This is a genomic window from Pseudoalteromonas sp. GutCa3 (assembly GCF_002836155.1).
Classification (GTDB): domain Bacteria; phylum Pseudomonadota; class Gammaproteobacteria; order Enterobacterales; family Alteromonadaceae; genus Pseudoalteromonas; species Pseudoalteromonas arctica.
On record NZ_PJBK01000036.1, the window covers coordinates 1 to 24,923 of the forward strand.

16 protein-coding genes are annotated in these 24,923 nt (G+C 40.7%); 2 read left to right on the forward strand and 14 right to left on the reverse strand.

Annotated features, from left to right (window positions below):
* Window positions 1-162 precede the first annotated feature (162 nt).
* The 9 genes from fba to CXF64_RS07855 all read right to left on the reverse strand — a co-directional run bounded on the left by fba (window position 163) and on the right by CXF64_RS07855 (window position 10,081).
* Window positions 163-1,227, reverse strand: a complete 1,065-nt coding sequence (gene fba / locus CXF64_RS07815) for a class II fructose-bisphosphate aldolase (protein ID WP_007587174.1) — start codon at window positions 1,225-1,227, stop codon at window positions 163-165.
* A gap of 201 nt (window positions 1,228-1,428) precedes the next feature.
* Window positions 1,429-2,604 carry a phosphoglycerate kinase gene (locus tag CXF64_RS07820; RefSeq protein WP_007587175.1) on the reverse strand — a complete coding sequence of 392 codons (1,176 nt, stop codon included), beginning with the start codon at window positions 2,602-2,604 and terminating at the stop codon, window positions 1,429-1,431.
* Between the two features lie 64 nt (window positions 2,605-2,668).
* Window positions 2,669-3,685: an erythrose-4-phosphate dehydrogenase gene (gene epd, locus CXF64_RS07825; RefSeq protein ID WP_007587176.1), complete on the reverse strand. Its 1,017-nt coding sequence runs from the start codon at window positions 3,683-3,685 to the stop codon at window positions 2,669-2,671.
* 178 nt (window positions 3,686-3,863) lie between these two features.
* Complete coding sequence (locus CXF64_RS07830; RefSeq protein ID WP_024589750.1) at window positions 3,864-4,526, reverse strand: peroxiredoxin-like family protein; 663 nt, start codon at window positions 4,524-4,526, stop codon at window positions 3,864-3,866.
* 79 nt (window positions 4,527-4,605) lie between these two features.
* Entirely contained in the window at window positions 4,606-5,340 is a 735-nt protein-coding gene (locus CXF64_RS07835; protein ID WP_101216742.1) for an SIMPL domain-containing protein, read from the reverse strand.
* Between the two features lie 139 nt (window positions 5,341-5,479).
* A complete protein-coding gene (locus CXF64_RS07840; RefSeq protein WP_101216743.1) occupies window positions 5,480-6,103 on the reverse strand; it encodes a 3'-5' exonuclease in 624 nt (207 codons plus the stop codon).
* 15 nt (window positions 6,104-6,118) lie between these two features.
* Window positions 6,119-7,957 carry a DUF294 nucleotidyltransferase-like domain-containing protein gene (locus CXF64_RS07845; RefSeq protein WP_101216744.1) on the reverse strand — a complete coding sequence of 613 codons (1,839 nt, stop codon included), beginning with the start codon at window positions 7,955-7,957 and terminating at the stop codon, window positions 6,119-6,121.
* A 125-nt stretch (window positions 7,958-8,082) separates the two neighbouring features.
* A complete protein-coding gene (locus CXF64_RS07850; protein ID WP_007587184.1) occupies window positions 8,083-9,807 on the reverse strand; it encodes a sodium:solute symporter family protein in 1,725 nt (574 codons plus the stop codon).
* Between the two features lie 10 nt (window positions 9,808-9,817).
* On the reverse strand, window positions 9,818-10,081 hold the full coding sequence (locus CXF64_RS07855) for a DUF4212 domain-containing protein (RefSeq protein WP_002961535.1): 264 nt from the start codon (window positions 10,079-10,081) through the stop codon (window positions 9,818-9,820).
* 414 nt (window positions 10,082-10,495) lie between these two features.
* Here CXF64_RS07855 and CXF64_RS07860 point away from each other — a divergent pair, with 414 nt between their 5' ends.
* The gene (locus CXF64_RS07860; RefSeq protein WP_101216745.1) at window positions 10,496-13,936 is read left to right on the forward strand and encodes a PAS domain-containing hybrid sensor histidine kinase/response regulator; all 3,441 of its coding nucleotides are present in this window, start codon (window positions 10,496-10,498) and stop codon (window positions 13,934-13,936) included.
* A gap of 116 nt (window positions 13,937-14,052) precedes the next feature.
* On the opposite strand, the gene CXF64_RS07865 is transcribed toward CXF64_RS07860, so the two are convergent.
* From CXF64_RS07865 to CXF64_RS07880, 4 genes are all read right to left on the reverse strand, one after another.
* Window positions 14,053-16,698: a DUF2339 domain-containing protein gene (locus CXF64_RS07865; protein ID WP_101216746.1), complete on the reverse strand. Its 2,646-nt coding sequence runs from the start codon at window positions 16,696-16,698 to the stop codon at window positions 14,053-14,055.
* Window positions 16,699-16,824: 126 nt separating this feature from the next.
* A complete protein-coding gene (locus tag CXF64_RS07870; protein ID WP_101216747.1) occupies window positions 16,825-18,186 on the reverse strand; it encodes a hypothetical protein in 1,362 nt (453 codons plus the stop codon).
* A gap of 164 nt (window positions 18,187-18,350) precedes the next feature.
* Window positions 18,351-19,256, reverse strand: coding sequence for a GGDEF domain-containing protein (locus CXF64_RS07875; protein ID WP_101216748.1), 906 nt, complete (start codon window positions 19,254-19,256; stop codon window positions 18,351-18,353).
* A gap of 97 nt (window positions 19,257-19,353) precedes the next feature.
* Entirely contained in the window at window positions 19,354-19,938 is a 585-nt protein-coding gene (locus CXF64_RS07880; protein WP_101216749.1) for a YqaA family protein, read from the reverse strand.
* Window positions 19,939-20,447: 509 nt separating this feature from the next.
* Here CXF64_RS07880 and CXF64_RS07885 point away from each other — a divergent pair.
* A complete protein-coding gene (locus CXF64_RS07885; RefSeq protein ID WP_007587190.1) occupies window positions 20,448-21,683 on the forward strand; it encodes a TMEM143 family protein in 1,236 nt (411 codons plus the stop codon).
* An 85-nt stretch (window positions 21,684-21,768) separates the two neighbouring features.
* On the opposite strand, the gene CXF64_RS07890 is transcribed toward CXF64_RS07885, so the two are convergent.
* The gene (locus CXF64_RS07890; RefSeq protein ID WP_101216750.1) at window positions 21,769-24,915 is read right to left on the reverse strand and encodes an efflux RND transporter permease subunit; all 3,147 of its coding nucleotides are present in this window, start codon (window positions 24,913-24,915) and stop codon (window positions 21,769-21,771) included.
* Window positions 24,916-24,923 lie beyond the last annotated feature (8 nt).

The window sequence follows — 24,923 nt, forward strand, 5'->3', positions numbered from 1 at the left end:
TTCGGGCAGCGCATGTTTGGCATTTATTCCACGTTATCGCCTATTTATGGGGAATAACCACACTGCATAGGCTCTGCCTTGCCTAAATACCAAACATACTGCTGCAAATTTAACCTCGAAAGATAAACAGGCCCTAATAATGATCAATTATAAATTGATCTATTATCTAATTTTAGGGTCTAGTTCGCCGCTTAAGTATTTAAGGTGCATTTCATCAAGTGAAATTGGCTTAATTTTACTAGCCTGACCAGAAGTACCAAACGAGTTATAGCGTGCAACACAAATCTCTGTCATTGCTTTAGTTGCTTCAGCTAAGTATTTACGTGGATCGAAGTTAGATGGGTTAAGCGCCATATGACGGCGAATTGCACCGGTAGATGCTAAACGTAAATCGGTATCAATATTTACCTTACGAACACCAAACTTAATGCCTTCAACAATCTGTTCAACTGGCACACCATAAGTTTCTGGAATTTCGCCACCATACTGATTAATAATTTCTAACCATTCTTGAGGAACTGAAGATGAACCATGCATCACTAAATGCGTGTTAGGAATACGTGCATGAATCGCTTTAATGCGGTCAATCGCTAAAATGTCATCTGTTGGTGGGCGAGTAAATTTATAAGCTCCATGCGAAGTACCACATGCAATTGCAAGTGCATCAACATGTGTTTTATTTACAAAGTCAGCCGCTTCTTCAGGGTCTGTTAGCATTTGCTCAGTGGTTAGTAACCCTTCAGCGCCAACACCGTCTTCTTCGCCAGCTTCACCTGTTTCCAGTGAACCAAGTACACCTAGCTCGCCTTCAACCGATACGCCACAAGCATGAGCCATAGCAACAGTTTCGCGCGTTACTTCTACATTGTATTCGTAGCTTGAAGGAGTTTTACCGTCGCTCATTAACGAGCCATCCATCATTACTGATGAAAAACCAAGCTGAATTGAACGCTGACATACACCTGGCGATGTGCCGTGATCTTGATGCATAACAACGGGAATATGTGGCCATTCTTCAACGGCTGCTAAAATCATATGACGAATAAATGGAGCACCAGCATAAGCACGTGCTCCAGCTGATCCCTGAACGATTACTGGGCTGTTTGTTTTGTCAGCCGCTTCCATTATTGCGCGCATTTGCTCTTGATTGTTAACGTTAAAAGCAGGTACGCCGTAACCATGCTCTGCTGCATGATCTAAAAGTTGTCGCATACTGATTAAAGCCATTGGGTATTCTCCAATTTATCGACAGTAGTTCCCTACCATCTAGTTTGAACGGATGTGTTAGTTTGGCGTTATAACAACGCCACGAAAAACCACTGCTTTGCAGTAATATTCCATCTAAATTAACTATTAAATTAGGGTGAGAGGTATTTAATAATTAATTGTCGGTGAGGGCTATTACCCCCTCACCTTACGCTACTAAAATTACTTAGCGCGCGACTCTAGCATTTCAACTGCTGGAAGTTTTTTGCCTTCTAAAAACTCTAAGAACGCACCACCACCAGTAGAAATATAAGAAACTTTATCGGCAATGCCGTATTTATCAATTGCGGCTAAGGTATCACCACCACCAGCAATTGAAAACGCATTTGAGTTAGCAATTGCTTGTGCAATAGCACGTGTGCCATTACCAAATTGGTCAAACTCGAACACGCCAACAGGGCCATTCCATACAACAGTGCCCGCATTTGCAATAATTTTTGCAAGCTTGCTCGCTGTATCAGGACCAATATCAAAAATCATATCGTCGCTTGTTACTTCGCTTACATCTTTAAGCGTAGCTACAGCAGATTCAGAAAACTCATTACCAACAACTACGTCAGTCGGTACCGGAATTTCACCATTATTAGCAATCGCTGCTGCACATAAGCGGTTAGCTTCATCCATTAAATCTGGTTCGTAAAGCGATTTACCAACTGGGCTACCTGATGCAGCAATAAAGGTATTTGCAATACCGCCACCGGTAACTAATTGGTCAACAATTTTAGAAAGTGAATCTAAAACGGTTAGCTTAGTTGAAACTTTAGAACCACCAACAATCGCCACTAATGGACGAGCTGGGTTATCAAGTGCTTTGCCTAACGCTTCTAGTTCAGCTGATAACAATGGACCTGCACATGCCACATCAGCAAATAAGCCAACGCCATGCGTAGATGCTTGTGCACGGTGAGCCGTACCAAATGCATCCATTACATATACATCACACAGTGCTGCAAGTTGCTTAGATAACGCTTCGTCGTTTTTCTTCTCGCCTTTGTTAAAGCGCACATTTTCAAAAACAACAACTTCGTTATCAGCAATATCAACACCGTTTAGATAATCTTTTTCTAAACGTACAGTTTGCTCAAGGGCATCGTTTAAGTAATCAGCGACAGGTGCTAGCGAAAACGCTTCATCATATTCCCCTTCCGTAGGACGGCCAAGGTGTGACATAACCATTACTTTAGCACCCATCTCAAGCGCTAATTTAATAGTAGGTAGTGCTGCACGAATACGCGCATCTGACGTCACTTTACCTGCTTTAACTGGTACATTTAAATCTTCACGAATTAATACGCGTTTGCCGTTTAAATCTAAATCTGCCATTTTTATGACCGACATGAACATCTCCTTAGTTAACGATACTGAACCTGAAAAATACGTTTAAAATTATTATATTAATAAATTACTTATTCACTGCCATCATAGCACGCGCTGTGTCGAGCATGCGATTAGCAAAACCCCATTCGTTATCACACCATACTAATAACTTTATCAGTCGTTTGTGACTAACACGTGTTTGTGTGCCATCAATAATACAAGAATGTGGGTCGTGATTAAAATCAACCGACACAAGCGGCTCTTCGGTATAACTTAAAATACCTTCTAAGCGGTCTTTTGCTTGTGCTTTAAGTGCGTTATTTACTGCGTTTAAATCTACATCAGTATTAACCGTTACACTTAAATCCATTGCCGTTACATTTATAGTAGGAACACGTACGGCGATGGCTTCAAAACGGCCTTTAAATTTAGGTAAAATACGGTCTATACCACGGGCGAGCTTTGTATCAACTGGAATAATTGATTGGCTTGCAGCGCGAGTACGGCGTAAATCATGATGATAACCATCAATCACTTGTTGATCGTTCATCGACGCATGAATAGTTGTAATAGCGCCCGACTCAATACCAAATGCATCATCTAATACTTTAATAACCGGCACAACACAGTTAGTTGTACACGAGCCGTTAGAAACAATTGTGTGTTCGTTTTTAAGCTCATCGTCGTTAATGCCATACACAATCGTAGCATCAACATCGTTATCGGCCGGATGCGAAAACAACACCTTTTTAGCGCCTGCGGTAATATGTAACTGCGCATGTTCACGCGAGTGATAAACACCCGTACATTCAAGTACAACGTCTACATCGAGCGTTTGCCAAGGTAATTCAATTGGGTTTTCTTCACAAAAAAGTGCAATGGTATCGCCTGCAACACTAATGGTGTCTTCACCAAGTTTTACAGGAAAAGAAAAACGACCGTGGGATGTGTCGTATTTTAATAAATGAGCAATAGCTTCAGGATCAGCAAGTTCGTTAATCGCAACAATTTTTATATCGTCGCTCAAACCAGACTCGTATAACGCGCGGACAATATTTCGACCAATACGACCAAAACCATTAATTGCAAGTTTGATTGCCATGAAATATAAAATCCACTCTTTTAGCGTGCAGATAAAGGCAATACGCCTTTTAGATGGCTGTATTGTAATCGACCTTGAGCATTATTATAAGAGGGTAGCATTAGAAACTTTAAATTAAGGTTAAAGAGCTTACGCATTGCAAGCTCTTCGATGGTTCTGACTTTTAAAATTAAGTTTTTTATACTAAATTTTTCAATGCGTTAATTATATCTTCTGGCTCAGAACGAGTACGATAATCAACATCAACATAACGCCAAGTCACTTTACCTTGTTTATCTAAAACAAAGGTGGCAGGGATCGGTAAAACACTACTATTGCCATTGTTAACCGACTCTAAATCTAGGCCTCGGTCTACTCGCATATGCTCTAGTAAAAATGTGGGTACTTGCCATGCTACGCCGTAGCTTGCTGCTACATCGGCATTTTGATCACTCAGCACTAAAAAATCCATTTTACTTATTTCATCATCACTAAGTGAGCCATCGGGTACTTGCGGGCTAATAGCCACCAATTGTGCGCCTAATGCGTGAATTTCAGGTAAACGTGCTTGAAGCGCTTTGAGCTGTAAATTGCAGTACGGACACCAACTTCCACGATAAAAAGTAACAACCACAGGTCCTTTAGCAAGTAACTCGGTTAACTGCACCGATTGACCATGTTGATTTGGTAACTCAAAACTTGGTGCGCTTTGGTTTAAATCAAGTGCATTAGCACCTTGCTGAAACGCTTTTGCTTGTGCAATCGTTTCATCAACACCTTTCATGAAATCAGGATTACCTTTTCGCCCTGCGGCTATTTTTGCCTCAGTTTGTGCTTTTAACGTGTTATTTTCATCGCTCATAATATGGCTACCTTCAAATTAATCAAAAACTTAAAGCCAGCTTACATTATGAAAATGTATTTGAAATGAAAATTTTAACTTAATCATTTACCTCTAAATCAAACACCACGTTTATTGATGATTTAAATGTAATAGTTTCTTGCAGGTATCTACCTTGCTCAAATGGATTTCTAGTAACTTTAGAGCCGGTCACAACTATTCTCTCAAAATCATCTACACCATAACCATAGCTTGAACGGTTAGAATTTGAATTAATACTGTAAATTTTTCCAAGCTCTGCGCCAAATGCTTTGGCAAGCTTACCCCCTTTAACTATAGCGTTATCTATTGCTCCTTGTGTTGCTTCAGCTTTTAACTGCGCGGCTTTTGAAGACATAAGCTCAATATTGGTCACTTCATTAATTTTTACACTTAGTGCAAAATCGATAAAATCATTCACTTTTTCAATATTTCTTAATGTTACTTTAAGTGTTCTTGTTGCTACATATCCTGCATTAATTGCTGTACCGCTCTCGACATTAAACATATCGTCATCATTATGAGTTAACAGGCTTGTAGCAGAAACATCCGTCTCCTTAACACCGTACTTGCTTAATCCTTTAAGTAACAAATTTACTCGATCATCAACATCACGTTTAGCATCAAGTGATTTGTCTTTAAAGCTTATTACTTCAAAAGAAATCTTAGCCATATCGGGCTTTGCTAATACCTCTGCAATACCCTGCACTGCAATATGACGATTAGCAGGTAAGCTTGAATTAGCAAAAGTGATAAGTGGGAATAAGGTTAAGAAAATGGCAGTAATGAGTTTCATATTCGTTCCTTGGAGTAATTAGTTAAATAATGACTACATAAATGTACCTATAGTCATACGGATAACAATAAAAGTAAACTGCTCTTTATTGTAGGTGGGAGTTTATCTCGCGCGGCATAAAGCCCCGCCTACAGCCAACCTAGACCAACTCGCCTAATTTTAACTCTTTGCCACGGCTTATTTGATGGCACTGGGCTAGCAGTAACTCGGCAGTGGCTTGTGCATCGGTCAGTGCGTGATGGCAATGATAGCTTGGTAACTCATAACGTGTGCGGCAAGCATTAAGGGTTAAATCATCTTGTTTTATTTCAGTTGAATGATGGAGTAAGCGCTTTTGCTCAATATGCAGTGTGTCGATTATGAGTTTAGGCCGTATTGTTATATTGGCATTTTTAAGCGCTATTTTTAAAAACCCCCAGTCGAGCATGGCATTATGAAACACTAAAATACAGTCGCTAAAATGGTTACTTAATTGCATTAATATACTGTTTAGGCTTAGCCCCTTTGCTATAGCATCATCGCTAATCCCATGAAAAACAGGACTTTGCTCAAGGCTTTTTACGTCTTTATTTATAAGGTGCTGCGACTCGCTCATTTTTATACATTGGTTATCTATTATCACCCACGCTACCGATACAATTTCGTGCTGTTTTGCATCAAGCCCAGTGAGCTCTAAATCAATCACCAAATAACGTTGTTGTAAGGCATTTTTGCCTAGTAATTTACGGCGCTTTAAATACCGAGTGAGCAGCTTTTTTACCATGTTAGTAGTCCATCATTATAAACTGCCGCGAGCAAACTTAAACGCGGCGGCTTGCTGCGCTTGTTTAACAAGGTAAAACGCTTCTTTTAGTTGATGGCGCTCTAGTGAGTTTAATTTATTAGGATTAATACAATTACTCGGTAAGCCCTCTTCGTTTATTTGTGTACTCAAGCGAAGCTGCGTTAAGAACCGCCAGCAGTCTTTTAGGTTGTATATATCTTCTTTGCTGATCAGTTTGTGTTTTAGTAGTGCGTCCAATCGCTCTTGTGTGTTGGCGCGCTTAATACCCGCTTTTAAAGCGTATAACCGTACTATGTCGTTTATGATCACCACACCGCGTTTTTTTAAATCTATGTATTTGTCGTTTTTATCTGTTTTTTCGGTTTTAAATTTATTAAATAAACCAATTGGCACGCTGTTGCTGCTTATGTCGGTTGCCATTGCGGCATAGAATAAGTCGTTACGTGATATACGAATTAGTTGCTCGCAAAAAGCCGTGTATAAAGCGTTTGAACCTTCAATAAATCGCAAGTCAAAAAATATCTTACAGTTAAGCATTGCATTAGGAGTAGGGCTTTTTATCCATTTAAAAAAGCGCTCGCTCCAATCGTTTACGCTCATACGGCACTCATCACTGCTTGCCATAATATTACCTGGGCAACGCCTAATGCCGCACTCAACTAAATTCTCACATACAAACTCCCCCATACTTTTAAAGTAAGCGTGTTGCTCGGTGGTTAAGTCGTTAGGGAGTAACAAGCCGTTGTCTTGATCTGAGTGCAGGGTTTGTTCTTCGCGTGCTTGCGAGCCAAAGCAAATAAAACTAAAGCTGGTTGGCGCTGCGCCATGCTCTTCTTGAAATAAGTGAATCAGGCGCGATGTAAGCGCATCGGTTAAACCACTGAGTAATTTACCAATGAGCGATATGTCGTCAATGTTGTACGAAAAACCACGCAAAAGTTCGGGGATTTCTTTTGCGTAGCGTTTTAAATCAGTAACAGTATGCGCTTTATATATGCGCCCAATAAGCTGTACGGGGTCGCTTTTTTGTTGACGCAGTAAATCGGTGCTGGTTATCATCCCTATTGGGTTATGGTTTTCGTCAAGCACGGGTAAATGATGAATATTGTATTTAAGCATTAAGTGTAGCGCCGAAAACACCCGGTTATTTTCAAATATAAACTTGGGCTTGGCGGTCATAATACTGCTTACTGCGTCTTGTGGATCTACTTCGTCGGCAAGTACTCGATTACGTAAGTCGCGGTCGGTTACCACCCCTACTAAGTGTGCGTGCTGCGTTATCATTATTGACGACACACCATGCTCTTTCATTTTTTTAGCACTTTGCCTAATACTTGCATCGGGCGAAAGCGTAATGGCGGTGCGGGTCATCAGCTCTGATATTTTACGTTCAGACCAACTATCGTTTTTACTTTTATAATGCGATGACAACAACCGATTAGCATGAGCGCGTACAAAGTATTGCTCAAACGATTTATATTCTCTGCGTAAAAAATCAAAGTGCGTTTGAGAGAGCATATACACTATGCCCTCTTTTTGTACTTCCAACCTATTTTGAATTGCCTCACCGGTTAACAGCGACGGAAAACCAAAATAGTCACCTTGCGCTAAGCGTGTAACAACATCGCCCTTACCATCAACTAGGTCATACAAACCAGAGCGAATTAAAAACAGTTTAGGGTTTTCACTTTGTAACCACTGAGTTTGGTTTTCGCGGGTGAGGTAAATAATATCAAGATGATTTACAAAATATTCGTATGCGCTGCTATCAAGCATAGTAAAAGGCGCTTGCAAACAAACGTATTGGGCTATTTCTTGTTGTTCTACACTCATTGTATTCGCTCTTTAAATGGTGATGTACCAATCTAATGTACTTATTTATTAAACAAATAAAAAGCCCGACTAAAGTCGGGCTTTTGGTGCTTTATGTTTTCTAAACTATATCTATAAATTGTAGCCTAGTGGTCGTGTGCTTCTGCAGACCCTTTAGGGTTACGAATGCTTTCAACCATTTCTTGAATTTCAACCGGTGTAGGTTTAGTAAACTTAAGAACAATTGCAGCAACTGCAAAGTTAATAATCATACCAATTAAGCCAATACCTTCAGGCGAAATACCTAAGAACCAGTTTTCAGGGCTGTTTAGCTCTGGGCTAACAAACTTGAAGAAGATGATATACGCAGCGGTAAAGCCAATACCCGTTACCATGCCTGCAATTGCGCCTTCGCGGTTCATTGTTTTAGAGAATATACCCATAATAATTGCTGGGAAGAAACTCGCTGCCGCCAAGCCGAATGCAAATGCCACTACCGACGCCACAAATCCAGGCGGGTTAATACCAAAGTACGCGGAGATAACAATAGCGACCATGGCTGCCAACCTCGCTGCAAGTAACTCTTGCTTGTCGGTAATATCGGGCTTGAGAGTTCGCTTGAGTAAATCGTGCGAAACGGAGGTCGAAATAACCAATAGTAAACCTGCTGTTGTAGAAAGTGCCGCGGCAATACCACCAGCAGCTACAAGTGCGATTACCCATGCTGGTAAGTTAGCAATCTCTGGATTTGCTAATACCATAATGTCGCGGTCTACGTTTACTTCGTTAGCACTGTTCGGATCGGTGATTTTACCCGCCGTGTAGAACATTTTGCCATCGCCGTTTTTATCATCAAATGTAATTAAACCTGTGCGTTCCCAGTTTTTAATCCATCCAGGTGCTTCTGCGTAAGCTGTACCGCTACCGTCTTTACCATTTATAGTATCAACCATGTTTACGCGAGCAAAGGCTGCAACCGCAGGTGCTGTAGTATAAACAATCGCGATGAACACAAGTGTCCATGCTGCAGAAATACGCGTGTCTTTTACACGAGGTACAGTGAAAAAGCGAACAATTACGTGTGGTAAACCAGCAGTACCTACCATTAACGCGCCAGTAATAGCGAACACGTCAATCATGCTCTTAGAGCCTTCGGTATATTGCGCAAAACCAAGTTCAGCGCTTAAGCCGTCTAGTTTATCAAGTACGTACACGCCATCGCTGCCAATTAATGTGGCACCAAAACCGGTTTGTGGGAAAAAGTGACCCGTCATCATCATCGAGATAAAAATGGCTGGTACAAGGTAGGCAAATACAAGTACACAATACTGCGCTACTTGTGTGTAGGTAATGCCTTTCATGCCGCCAAGTACCGCATAAAAGAATACAATCACCATGCCAATGTAAACACCGGTTTCAATTTCTACTTCTAAAAAGCGTGAAAATACGACGCCTACACCACGCATTTGCCCTGCAATGTAAGTAAAACAAATGAATATGGCACATACAATTGCTACTAAACGCGCGGTGCGTGAGTAGTAACGGTCGCCAATAAAGTCTGGCACAGTAAACTTGCCGAATTTACGTAAGTAAGGCGCTAAACACATGGCTAATAGTACATAACCACCTGTCCACCCCATTAAGTAAACGCTGCCATCGTAACCTGCAAACGAAATAATACCTGCCATTGAAATAAACGACGCGGCGCTCATCCAATCAGCAGCCGTTGCCATACCATTAGCAAGAGGAGGTACGCCGCCGCCTGCTACATAAAACTCTTTAGTTGAACCCGCACGGGCCCAAATTGCTATGCCGATATAAAGCGCAAAGCTTAAACCAACAATTATAAACGTGAGTGTTTGAACATCCATTGCTTAGCTCCTATTCGTCTACGCCGTATTTTTTATCTAACGTATTCATTTTGAAAACGTACACAAAAATCAAAGCAACAAAGGTATAAATCGCGCCTTGCTGGGCGAACCAGAAGCCAAGTTTAAACCCAAAAAAACGCACTTCATTAAGTACATCAACCAGTAATATGCCAAAGCCGAAAGACACAACAAACCACACTGCTAACAGTTTAAATAACAGCGAAATGTTTTCTGCCCAATAAGCTTTTGCTTGTTCTTCATCTTTAAAAGCCATTTTTGTTTTCCCCTTTAAGCACCGCAATATCGCGATGAGTGGTTTTTTATCTTCGTTTACCAATTTAGCAACGCTGGTCACATATTGAATTGAGACCATAGTCGTAACAGCTTGTTAACGTTTACGTAAACTGTATTTATCATTCAAGCGTGTTTTATATATTTTTATATTATTTCAATTACTTAGGCTGTTTTTGTAAGCTGGCTTTATGATTAAATTGATAAGTTGGTCATTAATGCGACATTAGTCTAATGCTTGAGATGATTTTATTTTTGTTATTAATATTCAATAAGATAGAAATAAAATGAAAGTTTTATTTTAAATTCAAGCCTCACACTTAACCTCAGTTCTGGTATTGTGTTAATCCCTCATAGGGTTGAGGGACTATTTAAAATAATAAGGTTTAATAACAACATGACTGCCGTACTCATTATTGTTGCTTTAAGTTATATAGGTGTGCTGTTTTGGCTCGCCAATTGGGGCGATAAAACAACCCCTTTGGCAAAGCGTATTAGCCATCACCCTTTTGTGTATTCACTCTCACTTGGGATTTACTGTACCTCTTGGACTTACTACGGCTCAGTGGGTACAGCCGCCACCAGCAGTTGGAGTTATTTGCCAATATTATTGGGCCCTGCGCTGCTGTTTTTATTCGGCCAAGGGTTTTTACGTAAGCTGGTACTGGTAAGCAAAAAACAAAACATAACCACTATTGCTGACTTTATTTCAGCTCGTTACGGCAAACGCCAAACTACCGCGATTATGGTTACTGTTATTGCGCTGCTGGCGACTATTCCCTACATTGCGCTGCAATTAAAAGCGCTTAGTACCAGCTTTTTACTTTTGCAAAACAGTAATAAAATATCAGGCGATATGCTCGCGCTTTCTGCCACATTAATTATGGCCTTATTTGCAATATTTTTTGGTACCCGCAAAGTGGACGTAACAGAGTATCGCTCTGGGTTAATGCTTGCTGTCGCGTTTGAATCAATGATTAAACTTATTGCACTTATTGCTGTAGCAGGCCTTGCTGTTTACACCTTATTTAATATGCCAGAGCCTACTCCAAATAAAGTAACCGAGTCGATTTGGGCCCATTGGAGCGACTTTAACTTCTTTAGCTTTAACTTTATTGGCCAGTCCTTAATGGCTGCGGCCGCTATTATATGTTTACCACGCCAGTTTCATGTAACCGTGGTCGACAACCAAAACAAACGCCACTTACTTACCGCTCGCTGGGCTTTTCCGCTGTATTTACTATTAACTGCCGCAATGATTTTACCTATTGCGACTGCGGCAATTCATCCTGAAATTGGCAGCGGCTATTCACCCGACAGCTTTGTACTTGCCCTACCGTTAATTAACGACAACGCCTTTTTAACCACCTTTGTATTTATAGGTGGACTATCGGCCGCCACCGCAATGATAGTGGTAGCAACACTGACGCTAAGCACGATGATTTCAAACGATGTGGTATTACCCCTAATGCTACGTCGTAAATTTAAACGCAACTTAATTACCACCAGTTATAAGTCTCGAATTTTACTTGTAAGGCGCTTTGCTATTGCGGGCATATTAATTTTGGCCTATTTCTATCAGCAATGGTTTGGCCATAGCAGCGCACTGGCAAGTATGGGCTTAGTAGCTTTTTCACTTGTTACTCAATTATTACCCGCTATTGTGGGCGGTTTATACTGGCGAAAAGGCCATGCTTATGGGGTTTATGCAGGTTTAGTAGCAGGCTTTATTTGCTGGGTACTATTTTTAATGCTGCCAATACTCGATGCCGGTGCAACGCTTGATAGCGAGCTACAACAAACGCTTATAACACGCGGAACCTTGATAGCTTTGTTTGCCAATATTGGGTGTTATATTAGTTTTTCACTTGGGGCTGAGGAGCGCTTAATTGATAAGATTCAGGCAGCTGCTTTTGTTAACCCTAAAGATCAGGCTATTTTATCAAGGCGCTTAAATAAAGATGTAAAAGCCACTGTTTACGACTTTAAAATACTACTGCAAACCTTTTTAGGTATTCAGCGCAGCCAACAAGTATTGGCGCATTACGCACTCGCCCATCACTTAAGCGATAACAACGCACACCCAGAGCCTGAATTTATAGCCTACTGCGAACGCGCGTTAACAGGCGTGCTTGGCGCATCGTCGGCACAAGCGTTAATACATACGGTATCGTCGGGTAAGCGTATGGCGTTTGAAGAAGTTGTAAACTTTTTTGACGAAACCACACAAGCGCTGCAATTTAATCAAAATCTGTTATTTACCTCACTCGAAAATTTAAGCCATGGTATTTCAGTTGTCGATAAAGATTTAAAGCTAGTAGCTTGGAATAAACGCTACAGCGAAATGTTTGGCTACCCTGAAGGATTTTTAGAAGTAGGCCAACCCATAGAAGATATTATTAGATACAACGCTAACCGTGGTGAATGTGGCCCTGGCGAAATAGAACGCCAAGTAGAAAAACGTGTGCAGCATTTAAAATACGGCAGCTCGCATCACTTTATTCGCCACCGTCGTAATGGCCAAGTATATGAAATGATTGGTAACCCGCTGCCCGATGGCGGATTTGTTACCAGCTTTTCGGATATTACCAATCACATAAGTACGCAAAATGCGCTTGAAGAAGTAAACATGGATCTTGAAAACCGCATAGAAGCGCGAACTCAAGAAGTGCAAACCATTAATAGAGACTTACAAGCTCAAATAGATAGCCGTGTACAAACCGAGCAAGCACTTACTTTAGCCAAACGAGAAGCAGAGCAAGCCAACGACAGTAAAACGCGCTTTTTAGCACTGGCGAGCCACGACATTTTACAGCCGTTAAACGCAGCACGTTTATACCTTGCTGCCATTGACGAAAAGCAACTCGACAGCACTAACCAAAACAGCTTTGAAAAATTAGGCGACAGTCTCGATTCAACCGTGCACTTAATGTCGGCACTACTTGAAATAGCCAAGCTAGAACAAGGCGCTATGACCCCAACCCCTCGCCATTTTTATATTGAAGATATTTTAGCGCCACTGCAAAGTGAATACGCTATTTTATCAAGTGATAAAGGCCTTAAGCTTAGTGTGCATTCACACCAGCAAATTGTGCACAGCGATATAACCTATTTGCGCCGAATTATTCAAAACTTGGTCTCTAATGCAGTTAAATACACCGATAATGGCCGTGTATTAATTGCCTGTAGGAACCGAAAGCACAATTTACGAATAGAAGTATGGGATACAGGCCCTGGTATTAGCGAAGTAGAGCAAGCTAAAATATTTAACGACTTTTACCGTGTTGAGTCGGGCGATAACAAAGGCGTAGGCTTAGGCTTAGGTGTTGTAAAACGTATGGCTGACTTATTAAGTTTGCCGCTTGATGTGCATTCTGAGCCAAATAAAGGTAGCCGTTTTAGCATTGAGGTACCTTATGGCGACGAGCAGTTTGTACAACAAAAAAGTACGACAAACAGCCTAATAGAAAACCGTGCAGCAATTAATATTGTTGCCGTAGACGACGACCCTGAAAACCTAGCTGCAATGGCAAGCTTACTTAAAAAGTGGCAAGCTAATTACACGCTATTTGATAATGTAAATAATGTACTGGCGCACGCTAAGCAAAACGGTGCACCCGATGTTATTTTAATGGACTACCAATTAGGCAATGATTGCGATGGCATAACGCTAATTAAAACCCTGCGCGAAATTTGGCAAAGCCAAGTACCCGCTATTTTAATTACCGCAGTACGCGACACCGAGCTTAAACAAGAAACCAAAGCCGCTAATATTCATTATTTAAGTAAGCCAATTAAACCGGGCAAACTAAAGGCACTGCTTAATCACAGTACATAATAAGCTAGTAAAAAGTGAGCTAGTTAAAAGTATTCTAGTTAAAAGCTATCAAGTAATAGCGTAAAACAAAAAGCCCAGTATCTTCACTGGGCTTTGCTTTATAAAGTGTTCAAAAGTTAAACTGGATTTACTCGGCTTCTAAGCTTTTGGAAAAACCAACTTAACCCCACCAACGAAAGTCCTAATCCAATAAACGAAAGCGCTTTAAGTAAGCCCTCCAAGTTAGCCATATCAATTAAAAACACTTTAACAATAACTGCAGCTAGTAAGCCTAAGCCTACTTTTTGTATTAATAACTGGTTTTTTAAATGACCAAAAATAACAGTACCCGCACCCATTACTAACCAAATAACAGAGTAGCTATAAAGCTCTGCATTACTTGCGCCTTTTGATAAGTAAATATAAGGCCCTTGCCAGTATTGGCGAATAAAGCTGTTTATTGCCAATAATATAAACCCACCCGCAACGGCCAATATAAATGGCGTAGCTTTAGCGTTTATTGGTTTTACAAGCTTGGCCAGCCAAAGCGTTAATCCTGCAGGTACTAACCACAATAGTAATAACCAGTTAAATATTGGCAGCTCACCTATGTAAAGTGATTCAAATAATGGGTTGTCGTCAAGCAGTGTTTTAATAGCAAAAAGCCCTGCTAACCCTGCAAGTGCAAAGCCCGCCACTTGGTATAACTTAGCTAAAGTACCGGCAAGTTTTGCTCTATGTAAATACACGCACCCTAATGCCAGCCAGTTACAGGTAAGGAGTATTTGTTCGTAAAAATTAAGTGAATCAAATTGCGGATAATGCCCAACTAGCTGATAACTTGTTTCGGTTGTAATAAAAAGCGCTAAACAATGAAGGGCTGCACCTTCTAACCATACTTTTAATTGAGATGCTTTAAAGCACCTAGCTGCGGCAAAAAATAACGCAATGCATAACGGGTAAACCACTATGCTCCAATGCAAACCAAATACCGTGAGTGCATCGTAACTTGGCGTCCAAGGTGAAAGCGTAAGGCGCAGTAATAACGCAGCAACCAAGGCTTTTATAGGCCAATGTGGCATAGGCACGCTATAGCGTTTAATAAGTACGCTTATAAGTAATACTTGTACAGCAAGAGCAATGGTTAGGCCGCTGTCACTTAGTAGCATGGTAATTGCTAACGTAATATTGGCATTAGCGCCTACCCAATAAGTAAAACGCTGAAATAGCGTTGTATTATGTTGCGCGAGCTTTATTAAAATAGCTGCCACTACAAACAATACAACGGCCCAAAGTGGATATGCAGTACTTAACGCAGAATTAGGAATAAGCGTATATAAAGTCGCTATCATTACAAATACACTAAATGCCCCCGTAATATGAAACGCTAAACGCTTAATCTGTTTTTTACCGTAATAAAGCCCAAAAGCGGTAAGTAACAATCCGAGAAATAAACCCAAACCATACTCATTTTTGAATATAAAGAGTGCGTCATCAAATAGGTTTGGCGAAAGATGCGTGCGCTGAGCGCCTATCACTAATAGCGTTGAAATAACTAACGCTACACCCTGCCAAATATCCCAACGGCTATTTTTAAGGACTAAAAACAACACCAATACAATACTTAACACGCCGATTGTTTGCCACTGCATATCAAAGTGACTTATTAGCATGGTAAATAATAAGGGCGCTATAAAGGCGAGTAATAATGCATGATCAGGAAGCACGTTAATTAAACGTTTTAAACTGTGTGGGCGATGTTCAATAACATTCAATTTTAAGCCCAATCGCGGTATAGCAATTAACCCAATAATACTCAGTAGAGCAAACGTTCCCATTAACCAAACGGTATCAACTTTAAGTAGCGTAAAACCAACTAAATACCAGCCAATGTGCCCAGCCCATAGTAAATACCATAGCCAAATACGTTGTACTTTATGTGCAACTAACGCAGCCGACAGGCTTACAAATCCAATATACATTAACAGCGTAAATAAGTTACCACTGCCAGTGCTAACCCATATTGGTACGCTGTAAGCGCCAATAATACCAAGCACGGCCAATAGCGGGCCTAACCTAAGCGCCATCGCGCTTGCACTAATTGCTATAATAGCTAACGCAAAAAATGCCACGGTAGGGCTCAGCATGTCGTAACTGCTGTAAGCTAAAAGCGTTAAAGCAAAACAGGTAATAAACCCGCCACTAGCAAGCGCTGCGGGTATGTAATTATTAAAGCCTTCAAATACAATGCGTTTATGGTGTAAATAAGCTGCGGCAGCAATTAGGCCAAGCCCAAATAAGCCGCCTAAGCTCAGCCTCATTACAGGCGATAATAAACCCGCCTCTAGGCTGTATTTAGCTAAAAATATGCCACCAAAAGCAAGGGCGATAGCGCCTATCCAGGTCATCCAGTTTTGCTCAAACCCTGCGCGTAGTTTATTAAATAGTAATTCTATGGCTGATGCTTCAGCTGGTTTGGCTTTTTTAGGAGGCGCTGATAGCTGATTTATTACAGGTGGCGACGCGTTTTGGGGCGTTAAGTTTGGCTGTGCTTTATGAGCAATTGGCTCTGATCTTGAAAGCGCTGCCTGAGCCGTAGATGCTTCGCTTTGAGGTTCACTTTGCGATATCGATTTATGTGTTTGTAGATGTGTTATTTTGGCCCTTAAAACAGCAACTTCTTGTTTTAATCCATTTAACTGCACTAGCGCTATTAAGCCGCAAATAGCACCGGCAACTACAACCAGTATTACTATGACGGCTAACCCAACTAAATCATCCATGGCACACTCTTATTAATTATTATGCCCTGAGTGTACCTAATTATTAATGAGTAGGTAAATTTTGTTCAATAAAAAAGCCTAAGCACTTAAAGTGCTTAGGCTTTATGCTACTTAATATGTTTAGATTTATTCAACACTATCGGTAATAGTGCGCTCTAGGGTCATTTTATAACCTGAGCTTGTTGTTTCATCATGCTCTAAAATCAATATGTAGTTACCCTCTTGTGTAAAGTCCATATCGCTTTGCTGAATAAGCACAATTTGCTGGCCATTATCTTCGTAAACAACATAAACCGTGTAAATTTCGTTATCTACAACCTGTTCTTCTTGGTCATACTTATCTAGGCCATCGACTACGTTACTGGTGTCGTCTACTGTTTCGCCGTTAAGTGTAAAGTACACATCAACATCTGAAACCGATTGCCCTGCGTAGCTTTCAATTAGGTTTACAACCGATACCGTATGGCTGTAACTACTTGGTGTTAGGTTTTCTTCAACGCTCATCATACGTAAACCGTTATCAACGTCGTTATAAAAAATACCCACCGCACTTTGCTCACGCTCTAGCGTCATTAAAAAGTTATCAGCTAGTTTTGTACCTTCTTCGTCGTACATCGCTACGCTGTAACTATTCGGCGAAAGTTCAACATAATCGGTATAAGAGTCACTAGCGACTGTATTTGTTGTGTTTACAGTTGTACCGCGTGTAGCAGAAAAGCTCACTGGCGAGTAGTCATCAACCGTATTTATAAAACGTAATTGCCCCAGGGCAGATTGATGTTTAAGCTCAGTAACGTAGTTATTATCGGTTACTACATCAAGCGTAATACCGCCTTCTTCTGTAGCGTAACTTGGGCGGATCATTGCAACATAGCTTGCTTCGTCGTATAAATAAACAGATGACGACTCATACACAACATCACTGCTGCCCGCTTCGGTTATGTAAATAGTGTAATAACCTTCATCAACGCTTTGCAGATCTAACTCACTTAAATATTGAGCCGATGAAAAAAGTGTCGCGCTTTCAAATACGCCATCATCAGTTGCTAAGTAAATATCGTAGTTAGTGCTCTCCCCTGCAATATTGTAAAACCCTAAGTTAAACTCACCCGTATCGCTTGTAATAGGTACGCTAAGCTCTGTAAATGTAGGCTCATCAAAGTTGCCGCTCATTACTACTAACTGTGTTTTGTCGCCTTTAATAGAAATTTCTTGGTCGCTAATTGTTATATAGCTGTCGTTAGCATCTAGGTATTCAAAACTTACATCATAAGTGCCTGTGCTGTAGTTATGGCGAGTAGTTACATCGGCAAAATCAGCGCCTGAACGTTCTGTTTCTTCAACAAACAAACGCGTATATGGGCTATTGTAAGAGCCGTTATACAATTGGATGTAACCTGTAGAGCTTGAGCTATCATCAGAGCCGCAGCCCGACAAAATAGTAATTAGACTTAAGGGTAATGCAGCTTTTAAAAGGGAGTTGGTCATTAAGGTTATTCCTTATTATTAATATCCCCATTATGACCCAAACATTCTATTTTAATTTCATGATTTACAAAGCATTACCCTCACTGACATTTCCTTACGAAAACGTTAAAAAGTGTAGTAAATGTGCAAACAATAAGGACGTGTTTTTATATAGTTAAAAACGCTTACGGGGCAATTTCAAAACGATCTCGGCCATTCTTTTTAGCTAAATATAAAGCTTGATCAGCGCGCTTCATTACTTTATCTAAAGGCTCATTAGGCGTTTGCATTGCAACACCTATACTTACTGTTAAGTGGCGAGAATTTTGAACATTTATGGTGTGCGCAAGATCAATTAATTGCTGCGAAAAATCACACGCTTGCGTCATATTATTTGTAGGCAAGTAGCCACCAAACTCTTCACCACCGAGACGAGCAAACTTGTTTTGGTGCGTAAAAGCATTGTCGTATTTAGTTGCTAGTTCTTTAAGCACTACATCACCAACATCATGACCAAATTCATCATTAATTGCTTTAAAGTGGTCTATATCTACAATTAAAATAACGTAAGGTGAGTGCTGAGCATCTTTAGCGTGCTGATAAAAATAACGTCTGTTATGCACCTTAGTTAAATCGTCAATAATTAGCTCACGCGCTAATCGATTATTAATACTTTGTACAAAGCGCATCGTTTTAAATAAACCATAGGAAGTTAAAAGCATACCGCTGGTTCTGCATAAATCTTCAAAATAAATACTTACCCAGTAAGGCTGTATCACTATCTCATCGATTAAATCAGCTGTATTACCCATGGACCAAAGCATTAATCCGAGAGTCGAAAATGTATATGCAAGCTTTGAAAGTTTGGAGCACTGAACCATCCAAAATAAAAAAATAAGAACAATTAAATTAATAAAATCAGTTGTAAAACCGTAAACATTATTTTGAACTTGTAAGGGAGGAAAGTTAGTTAGGGAGTAGGCTGAAAAAATAACAATATAAGCTAATAAAAATAGGCTTACAGTTTTATTTTTCCAGCTCATTTTAAAAAAATTAGAAAGCCTGATAGTGAGTTTTACAGTTTCAATCATATTAACCCTAAGCTTTTCGATACTATATTAAAAAACTATAGCACATTACCAAAAAGGCTTATTAGAATAAGGTGGTTAATAACCTTTAATAATGAGCTTAAATCACCAAGCTTAATCCCCAAACTCCTAACACAAGTAACGTTATTAAAACCATTGCCTTAGTTTTGTGTTTGCTAATGATTCGCTCAGCTTCATTACCTGCATAATAAACAATAATAGCCAGACCAAAGTAACGAATAGAACGCGCAATACCTGAGGCCAACAAAAACAGCCAAATAGAGTACTTAGTCGCGCCTGCTGCAAGCATCGCTATTTGAAACGGAATAGGCACTATGCCTAGTGTTATTACAAACCAAAAACCTTGATCTTGCATTTGCTGTTTAACGTTTTCAAATTGCTCAGGGCTCGAAAACGTATTAATAATCCAATCGCCAACCGCATCAAATAAATAATAACCCAACGCATAACCAAACAATGCGCCCACTATGCAACCCAAAGTCGCCATTAGCGCAATAAGCCATAGCTTTTCTCGACGAGCCTGCATAAGAGGCACAAGCACTGCTTCAAGTGGAATAGGAACTATGGTTGACTCTAAAAACGACGCCACTGTAATACCACTTAGCATATGCTTAGAGCCGATAAAATTACGCGTTTTTTCTTTTAGCTTTTTTTGAATGGCCATAGTAAATCCTTTTCACTTATAAATAAGAACAAGAGTATTCAATAAGCCAATAATTACACATTTAGGTTAATACACGCTGAAAACAGTGTACTAAATTTATCAGGTCCTAGGGCGTATTGATCTTTGTGGATTGAAATTTGTTCAATCTAGGGGCGATTAAATCGCGGTGCGAGGTTTGTAACCTAGTGGGCTAAGTAAAAATCGAGCAAAGCTTGCGCGTCCTGCTCACGCCCCTTACCTACATCCATGCAGGCAACAAAGAGTTAATCGTCCCTAGAAAGAACCCAGAGGGCAGCGCATGTTTGGTATTTATGCTGCGTTATCGCCTTATTTATGGGGAATAACCACACTACATAGGCTCTGCCTTGCCTAAAAACCAAACACACAGCTGCAAATTCAACCACCAATGATCAATACGCCCTACTGCATTAACAAATTAGTAATATCCATAATAATATTTTATTATGTGCCCATGCAGTTAGATTCCCTATCACAGTAGTTATTAATTTATGCAAAGTGCGCGTTTTATTCCCTTTAGAAAGCAAGATATTGTTGATATGTGTAGCGAAGAGCTTAAAAGCAGTACACAAAAAACATCGTTTAAACAATTTTGCGATTTACTAGCAAGCCTTATTCATTACGATTACCACTCAACACTTGAGTCACTTAAAAACAACTACGCCCCTTTTGATCCCAACAGTGACACGCGATCGTTAGCGCCAGTATCGGCGGATCAAAAAGCGCAGTGCCAACATGAGTTTGCTAAAGATTTTGCTAAGGTGCTTAATGCCGCTAATTTTGAAGTGATCACCAATGAAGACTTACAAGATGCATTAAACGAAGAGTCACTATTTAAGGTGCGCCTTGAAGTTGAATTTGACGACTTTGAAGAAGTGGTTTTTTATCGCCGTGGCGAGTCGCAACTCACTGAAACCATTACCAGCTTTTGGGGCTTGCGTAAAAAGCCGCTGCACTTTACTAATTACGACCGTGTTGCCGTGTTTATTCGCTTTAAAGACAGCGCTTATTTTGAAACTAAAAATAAAACGCCAATGGGATTTGAGCCAAGCTCAACCATAGTAAAGCTGTTTCAAAATGTGCCAAAGGCCGATCTCGAAATGCTATTTCCTAATAGCGAAGTACGCATGCGCCCTATTGATAAAGCAATTATTGGCTCATCGGCTTTAGTTGGCGGTGCAGTGGTACTTATAACTAAACTTGGCGCATCAATCGTATTATTGCTTGCTTTGTTTGCTTTTTGGGGTGGTTTTAGAAGTGAAGCTGTAGAAATGACCCAACAACATTTTATTACCTTTGCTATTGGCATGGGAGTATTTGGCAGCTTTATTTTTAAAGAATGGAGTAAGTTTAAAAACCGTAAAATTAAATTTATGAAAGCGCTTAGCGATAACCTCTACTTTAAAAACCTTGATAATAACGCGGGTGTTTTTCACACGCTTATTGACGCCGCCGAAGAAGAAGACATAAAAGAAGCCCTGCTTGCGTATACCTTTTTACTCAAATCAGAAAGCGGCTTAACCGCCCAAACGCTTGATGAACAAATAGAGCATTGGTTTAAAAGCAAATACCAGTGCGATCTTGATTTTGAAATTAGCGACGCACTTGAAAAGCTGGTACGTATGCGTTTGGTAACGTGCACTAGTGATGTGTATAGCGCAATCAATTTAGAACACGCAAAAACGATATTAGATGAGCGTTGGGATAATCTTTTTCAATATAATTAATGTAGTATTTTTGCTAAATAATACCCAAATAAAAAAGCAGCTGTAAGTACAGCTGCTTTTTTATTACATTATCAGTAGCTAGTATTTAAGCTAATTCAGCTTCTGCTTTTTTAGTAAATTTAGAATGTACTAACTTATAAAGCGCAGGCAATATTAATAGTGTCAGTAGAGTTGATGAAATAATCCCGCCAACCACTACTGTCGCGAGAGGTTTTTGCATTTCAGAACCCGTTCCCGAATTAAGCGCCATAGGTATAAAGCCTAAACTTGCCACCAGCGCCGTCATCAGTACTGGGCGCAAGCGCTGTAATGCACCGCTGTGAATTGCATCAAACAAACTTAAACCATCGCTTCGTAACTGCTTTATAAACGACAGCATAACCACGCCGTTTAATACCGCGACACCACTTAGGGCAATAAAGCCGACACCCGCTGATATTGAAAGCGGCATATCGCGCAGCAATAACGCAAGCACACCACCCGTTAATGCCAGTGGCACACCACTAAATATAATCAATGAATCACGAAGCGATCCAAAGGCGCTATACAGTAAGCCAAATATAAGCAGTAAAGTGACCGGCACAACCAACGACAATCGCTTACTTGCTGATTGTAGCTGCTCAAACGTGCCGCCGTATTCAAGCCAATAGCCACTTGGTAAGTTAAGTGATTCATTCATGCTTGCTTGCGCATCACTTACAAAGCTTGCTAAATCGCGCCCTTCCACATTGGCAGTTACCACTACGTTACGTTTACCGCTTTCGCGGTTTATTTGATTAGGCCCTTTTTCAATGCTAATTGTTGCCACTTCGCCAAGCGGTACAAACGCAAGTTCTGGGTTACTATCTTTAGGTAAAGCAACTGGCAAACGAGCAAGTGCTGATACATCGCTAGACCAACGTTTATCAAGGCGTACTAATAACGAAAAACGTTTATCGCCTTCGTAAATTAGTCCGGTTTGCACACCACCAACAGCGGCGGCAAGTGTCTGTTGAATATCGTTTACGCTTAAACCCAATAACGCCATATGGTCGCGCATTGGTGTTACCGAAAGTGTTGGCAATCCTTCCATTTGCTCCAAACGTACATCGGTAGCACCTGCAATATTACGCATTAGCCCTGTGGCTTTTTCGCCAAACTCTTTAAGTACGCTTAAGTCGTCACCATAAATACGCAGTGCCACATCGGCGCGCACGCCAGCAATTAACTCATTAAAGCGCATTTCTATTGGTTGTGTAAATTCGTAATTATTACCAGGGACATCGTTAACACGGGTACGAATTTGCTGAACCAATTCTGCTTTAGTAAGTGCTGGATTAGGCCACTCATCTTGCGGTTTGAGTATTAAAAAAGTATCGGCAACATTGGGCGGCATAGGATCGCTTGCTACATCGGCAGTACCAATTTTTGAAAATACGTTAGCAACCTCAGGCTGATCTAATATGGCTTGCTCAAGCTCTTTTTGCATTTGGACAGATTGCTCAATACCGGTGCCAGTAATGCGCAGCGCGTGCATAGCAATATCGCCCTCATCAAGTTTCGGTAAAAATTCTGCGCCCATGTTTTTAACTTTAAAACCAAGCACCAATACTAATGCCGTGGCAATACCCACCATCAGCCACGGTAATTTAAGCGATATACCAAGTAATGGCTTATACACTTTTTTAACGCCGCGCATGACTGCGTTTTCGGTTTCATCAACCTTACCGCGAACAAACACTGCAATAGCAGCCGGTACAAATGTAACGCCAAATATAAGCGCGCCAATTAACGCCGCAACTACAGTAAACGCCATTGGCTGAAACATTTTGCCTTCAACGCCGCTTAGTGCAAATAAAGGTAAGTAAACCAGCATAATAATAACAATGCCAAATACAGCCGGTGTAAATACTTCTTTGGTGGCTGCGGTCACTACATTTAAACGCTCGTTTAAAGTAAGTAGCCTGCCATGTTTATGCTGAGCTACACCGAGTTGGCGCAGGCAGTTTTCAACTACAATTACAGCACCATCAACAATTAAACCAAAGTCGATTGCGCCTAAACTCATTAGGTTACCCGATACGCGATTACCTACCATACCTGTAACGGCAAACAACATACTCAACGGAATAACCATTGCCGTAATAAGCGCGCCCGTTACATTACCCAGCAGTAATAGCAAAATTACTATCACTAAAATGGCACCTTCAAATAAGTTGGTTTGCACGGTTGCTATGGTTTTATCAACAAGAGTAGTACGGTCGTAAACTGCCTCAACAATAACGCCAGCGGGTAAGCTTTTTTGCACATCAATTAACTTATCAGCCATGGCTTTTGCCACTATGCGGCTGTTTTCGCCAATTAGCATCATGGCGGTGCCGAGCACGGTTTCTTCGCCGTTATAAGTGGCCGCGCCGGTTCTAAGCTCTTTGCCTAAAAGCACGTTAGCCACATCTTTAATGCGTACAGGCGCATCGTCGCGCTTAGCTATAACGGTATTGGCTATGTCTTCTAGTGTTTTAAGCTGCCCAGGCGAGCGTACTAAATATTGCCCGTCAAAGCGCTCTATATAGCCTGCGCCTCGGTTACTGTTATTAACCTCAAGTGCACTAATTACATCGCTAATAGTAAGCTTATAGGCAATGAGTTTTTCGGGCACTGGCGCTACTTGGTATTGGCGCTCAAAACCACCTTGGCTGTTTATTTCGGTAACGCCTTTTACTTTTAAAAGCTGCGGACGAATAACCCAATCTTGCAAAGTGCGTAAGTCTTCGGCGTTGTAGGCGGTGCCATCTTCTTTTAACGCATTAGGCGTGGCGTGCACACTATAAGTAAATATTTCGCCTAAACCACTGGCAATAGGACCCAAGTTTGGCTCTACGTTATTAGGTAAGTCGGAGCGAATACTTTGAATACGCTCACCAATTTGCTGACGCGCCCAATAAATATCGGTGCCTTCATTAAAAATAACCGTTACTTGCGAAAGCCCATAACGCGAAAGCGAACGGGTATAATCAAGCTTAGGTATGCCCGCCATGGCGGTTTCTACCAAATAGGTAATGCGTTGCTCTACTTCTAATGGCGTAAAACCCTGCGCTTTGGTATTAATTTGCACTTGTACGTTAGTTATATCGGGTACTGCGTCTACTGCTAAATTTTGAATGTTGTATACACCAAATCCAGCAAATAAAAATGTAAGCGCAAGCACCAGCATGCGGCGTTTAACCGCAAAAGAAACTATCCAATTAATCATGGTGCCTC

Bases quoted from the DNA above. Each gene is read 5' to 3' on its own strand.
- CXF64_RS07820 (WP_007587175.1), bottom strand. From the start codon at position 2,604: ATGTCGGTCATAAAAATGGCAGATTTAGATTTAAACGGCAAACGCGTA.
- CXF64_RS07875 (WP_101216748.1), bottom strand. From the start codon at position 19,256: ATGATTGAAACTGTAAAACTCACTATCAGGCTTTCTAATTTTTTTAAA.
- CXF64_RS07870 (WP_101216747.1), bottom strand. From the start codon at position 18,186: ATGACCAACTCCCTTTTAAAAGCTGCATTACCCTTAAGTCTAATTACT.
- CXF64_RS07880 (WP_101216749.1), bottom strand. From the start codon at position 19,938: ATGGCCATTCAAAAAAAGCTAAAAGAAAAAACGCGTAATTTTATCGGC.
- CXF64_RS07835 (WP_101216742.1), bottom strand. From the start codon at position 5,340: ATGAAACTCATTACTGCCATTTTCTTAACCTTATTCCCACTTATCACT.
- CXF64_RS07885 (WP_007587190.1), top strand. From the start codon at position 20,448: ATGCAAAGTGCGCGTTTTATTCCCTTTAGAAAGCAAGATATTGTTGAT.
- CXF64_RS07840 (WP_101216743.1), bottom strand. From the start codon at position 6,103: ATGGTAAAAAAGCTGCTCACTCGGTATTTAAAGCGCCGTAAATTACTA.
- CXF64_RS07845 (WP_101216744.1), bottom strand. From the start codon at position 7,957: ATGAGTGTAGAACAACAAGAAATAGCCCAATACGTTTGTTTGCAAGCG.
- CXF64_RS07860 (WP_101216745.1), top strand. From the start codon at position 10,496: ATGACTGCCGTACTCATTATTGTTGCTTTAAGTTATATAGGTGTGCTG.
- CXF64_RS07830 (WP_024589750.1), bottom strand. From the start codon at position 4,526: ATGAGCGATGAAAATAACACGTTAAAAGCACAAACTGAGGCAAAAATA.
- epd (WP_007587176.1), bottom strand. From the start codon at position 3,685: ATGGCAATCAAACTTGCAATTAATGGTTTTGGTCGTATTGGTCGAAAT.
- CXF64_RS07855 (WP_002961535.1), bottom strand. From the start codon at position 10,081: ATGGCTTTTAAAGATGAAGAACAAGCAAAAGCTTATTGGGCAGAAAAC.
- CXF64_RS07850 (WP_007587184.1), bottom strand. From the start codon at position 9,807: ATGGATGTTCAAACACTCACGTTTATAATTGTTGGTTTAAGCTTTGCG.
- CXF64_RS07865 (WP_101216746.1), bottom strand. From the start codon at position 16,698: ATGGATGATTTAGTTGGGTTAGCCGTCATAGTAATACTGGTTGTAGTT.
- CXF64_RS07890 (WP_101216750.1), bottom strand. From the start codon at position 24,915: ATGATTAATTGGATAGTTTCTTTTGCGGTTAAACGCCGCATGCTGGTG.
- fba (WP_007587174.1), bottom strand. From the start codon at position 1,227: ATGGCTTTAATCAGTATGCGACAACTTTTAGATCATGCAGCAGAGCAT.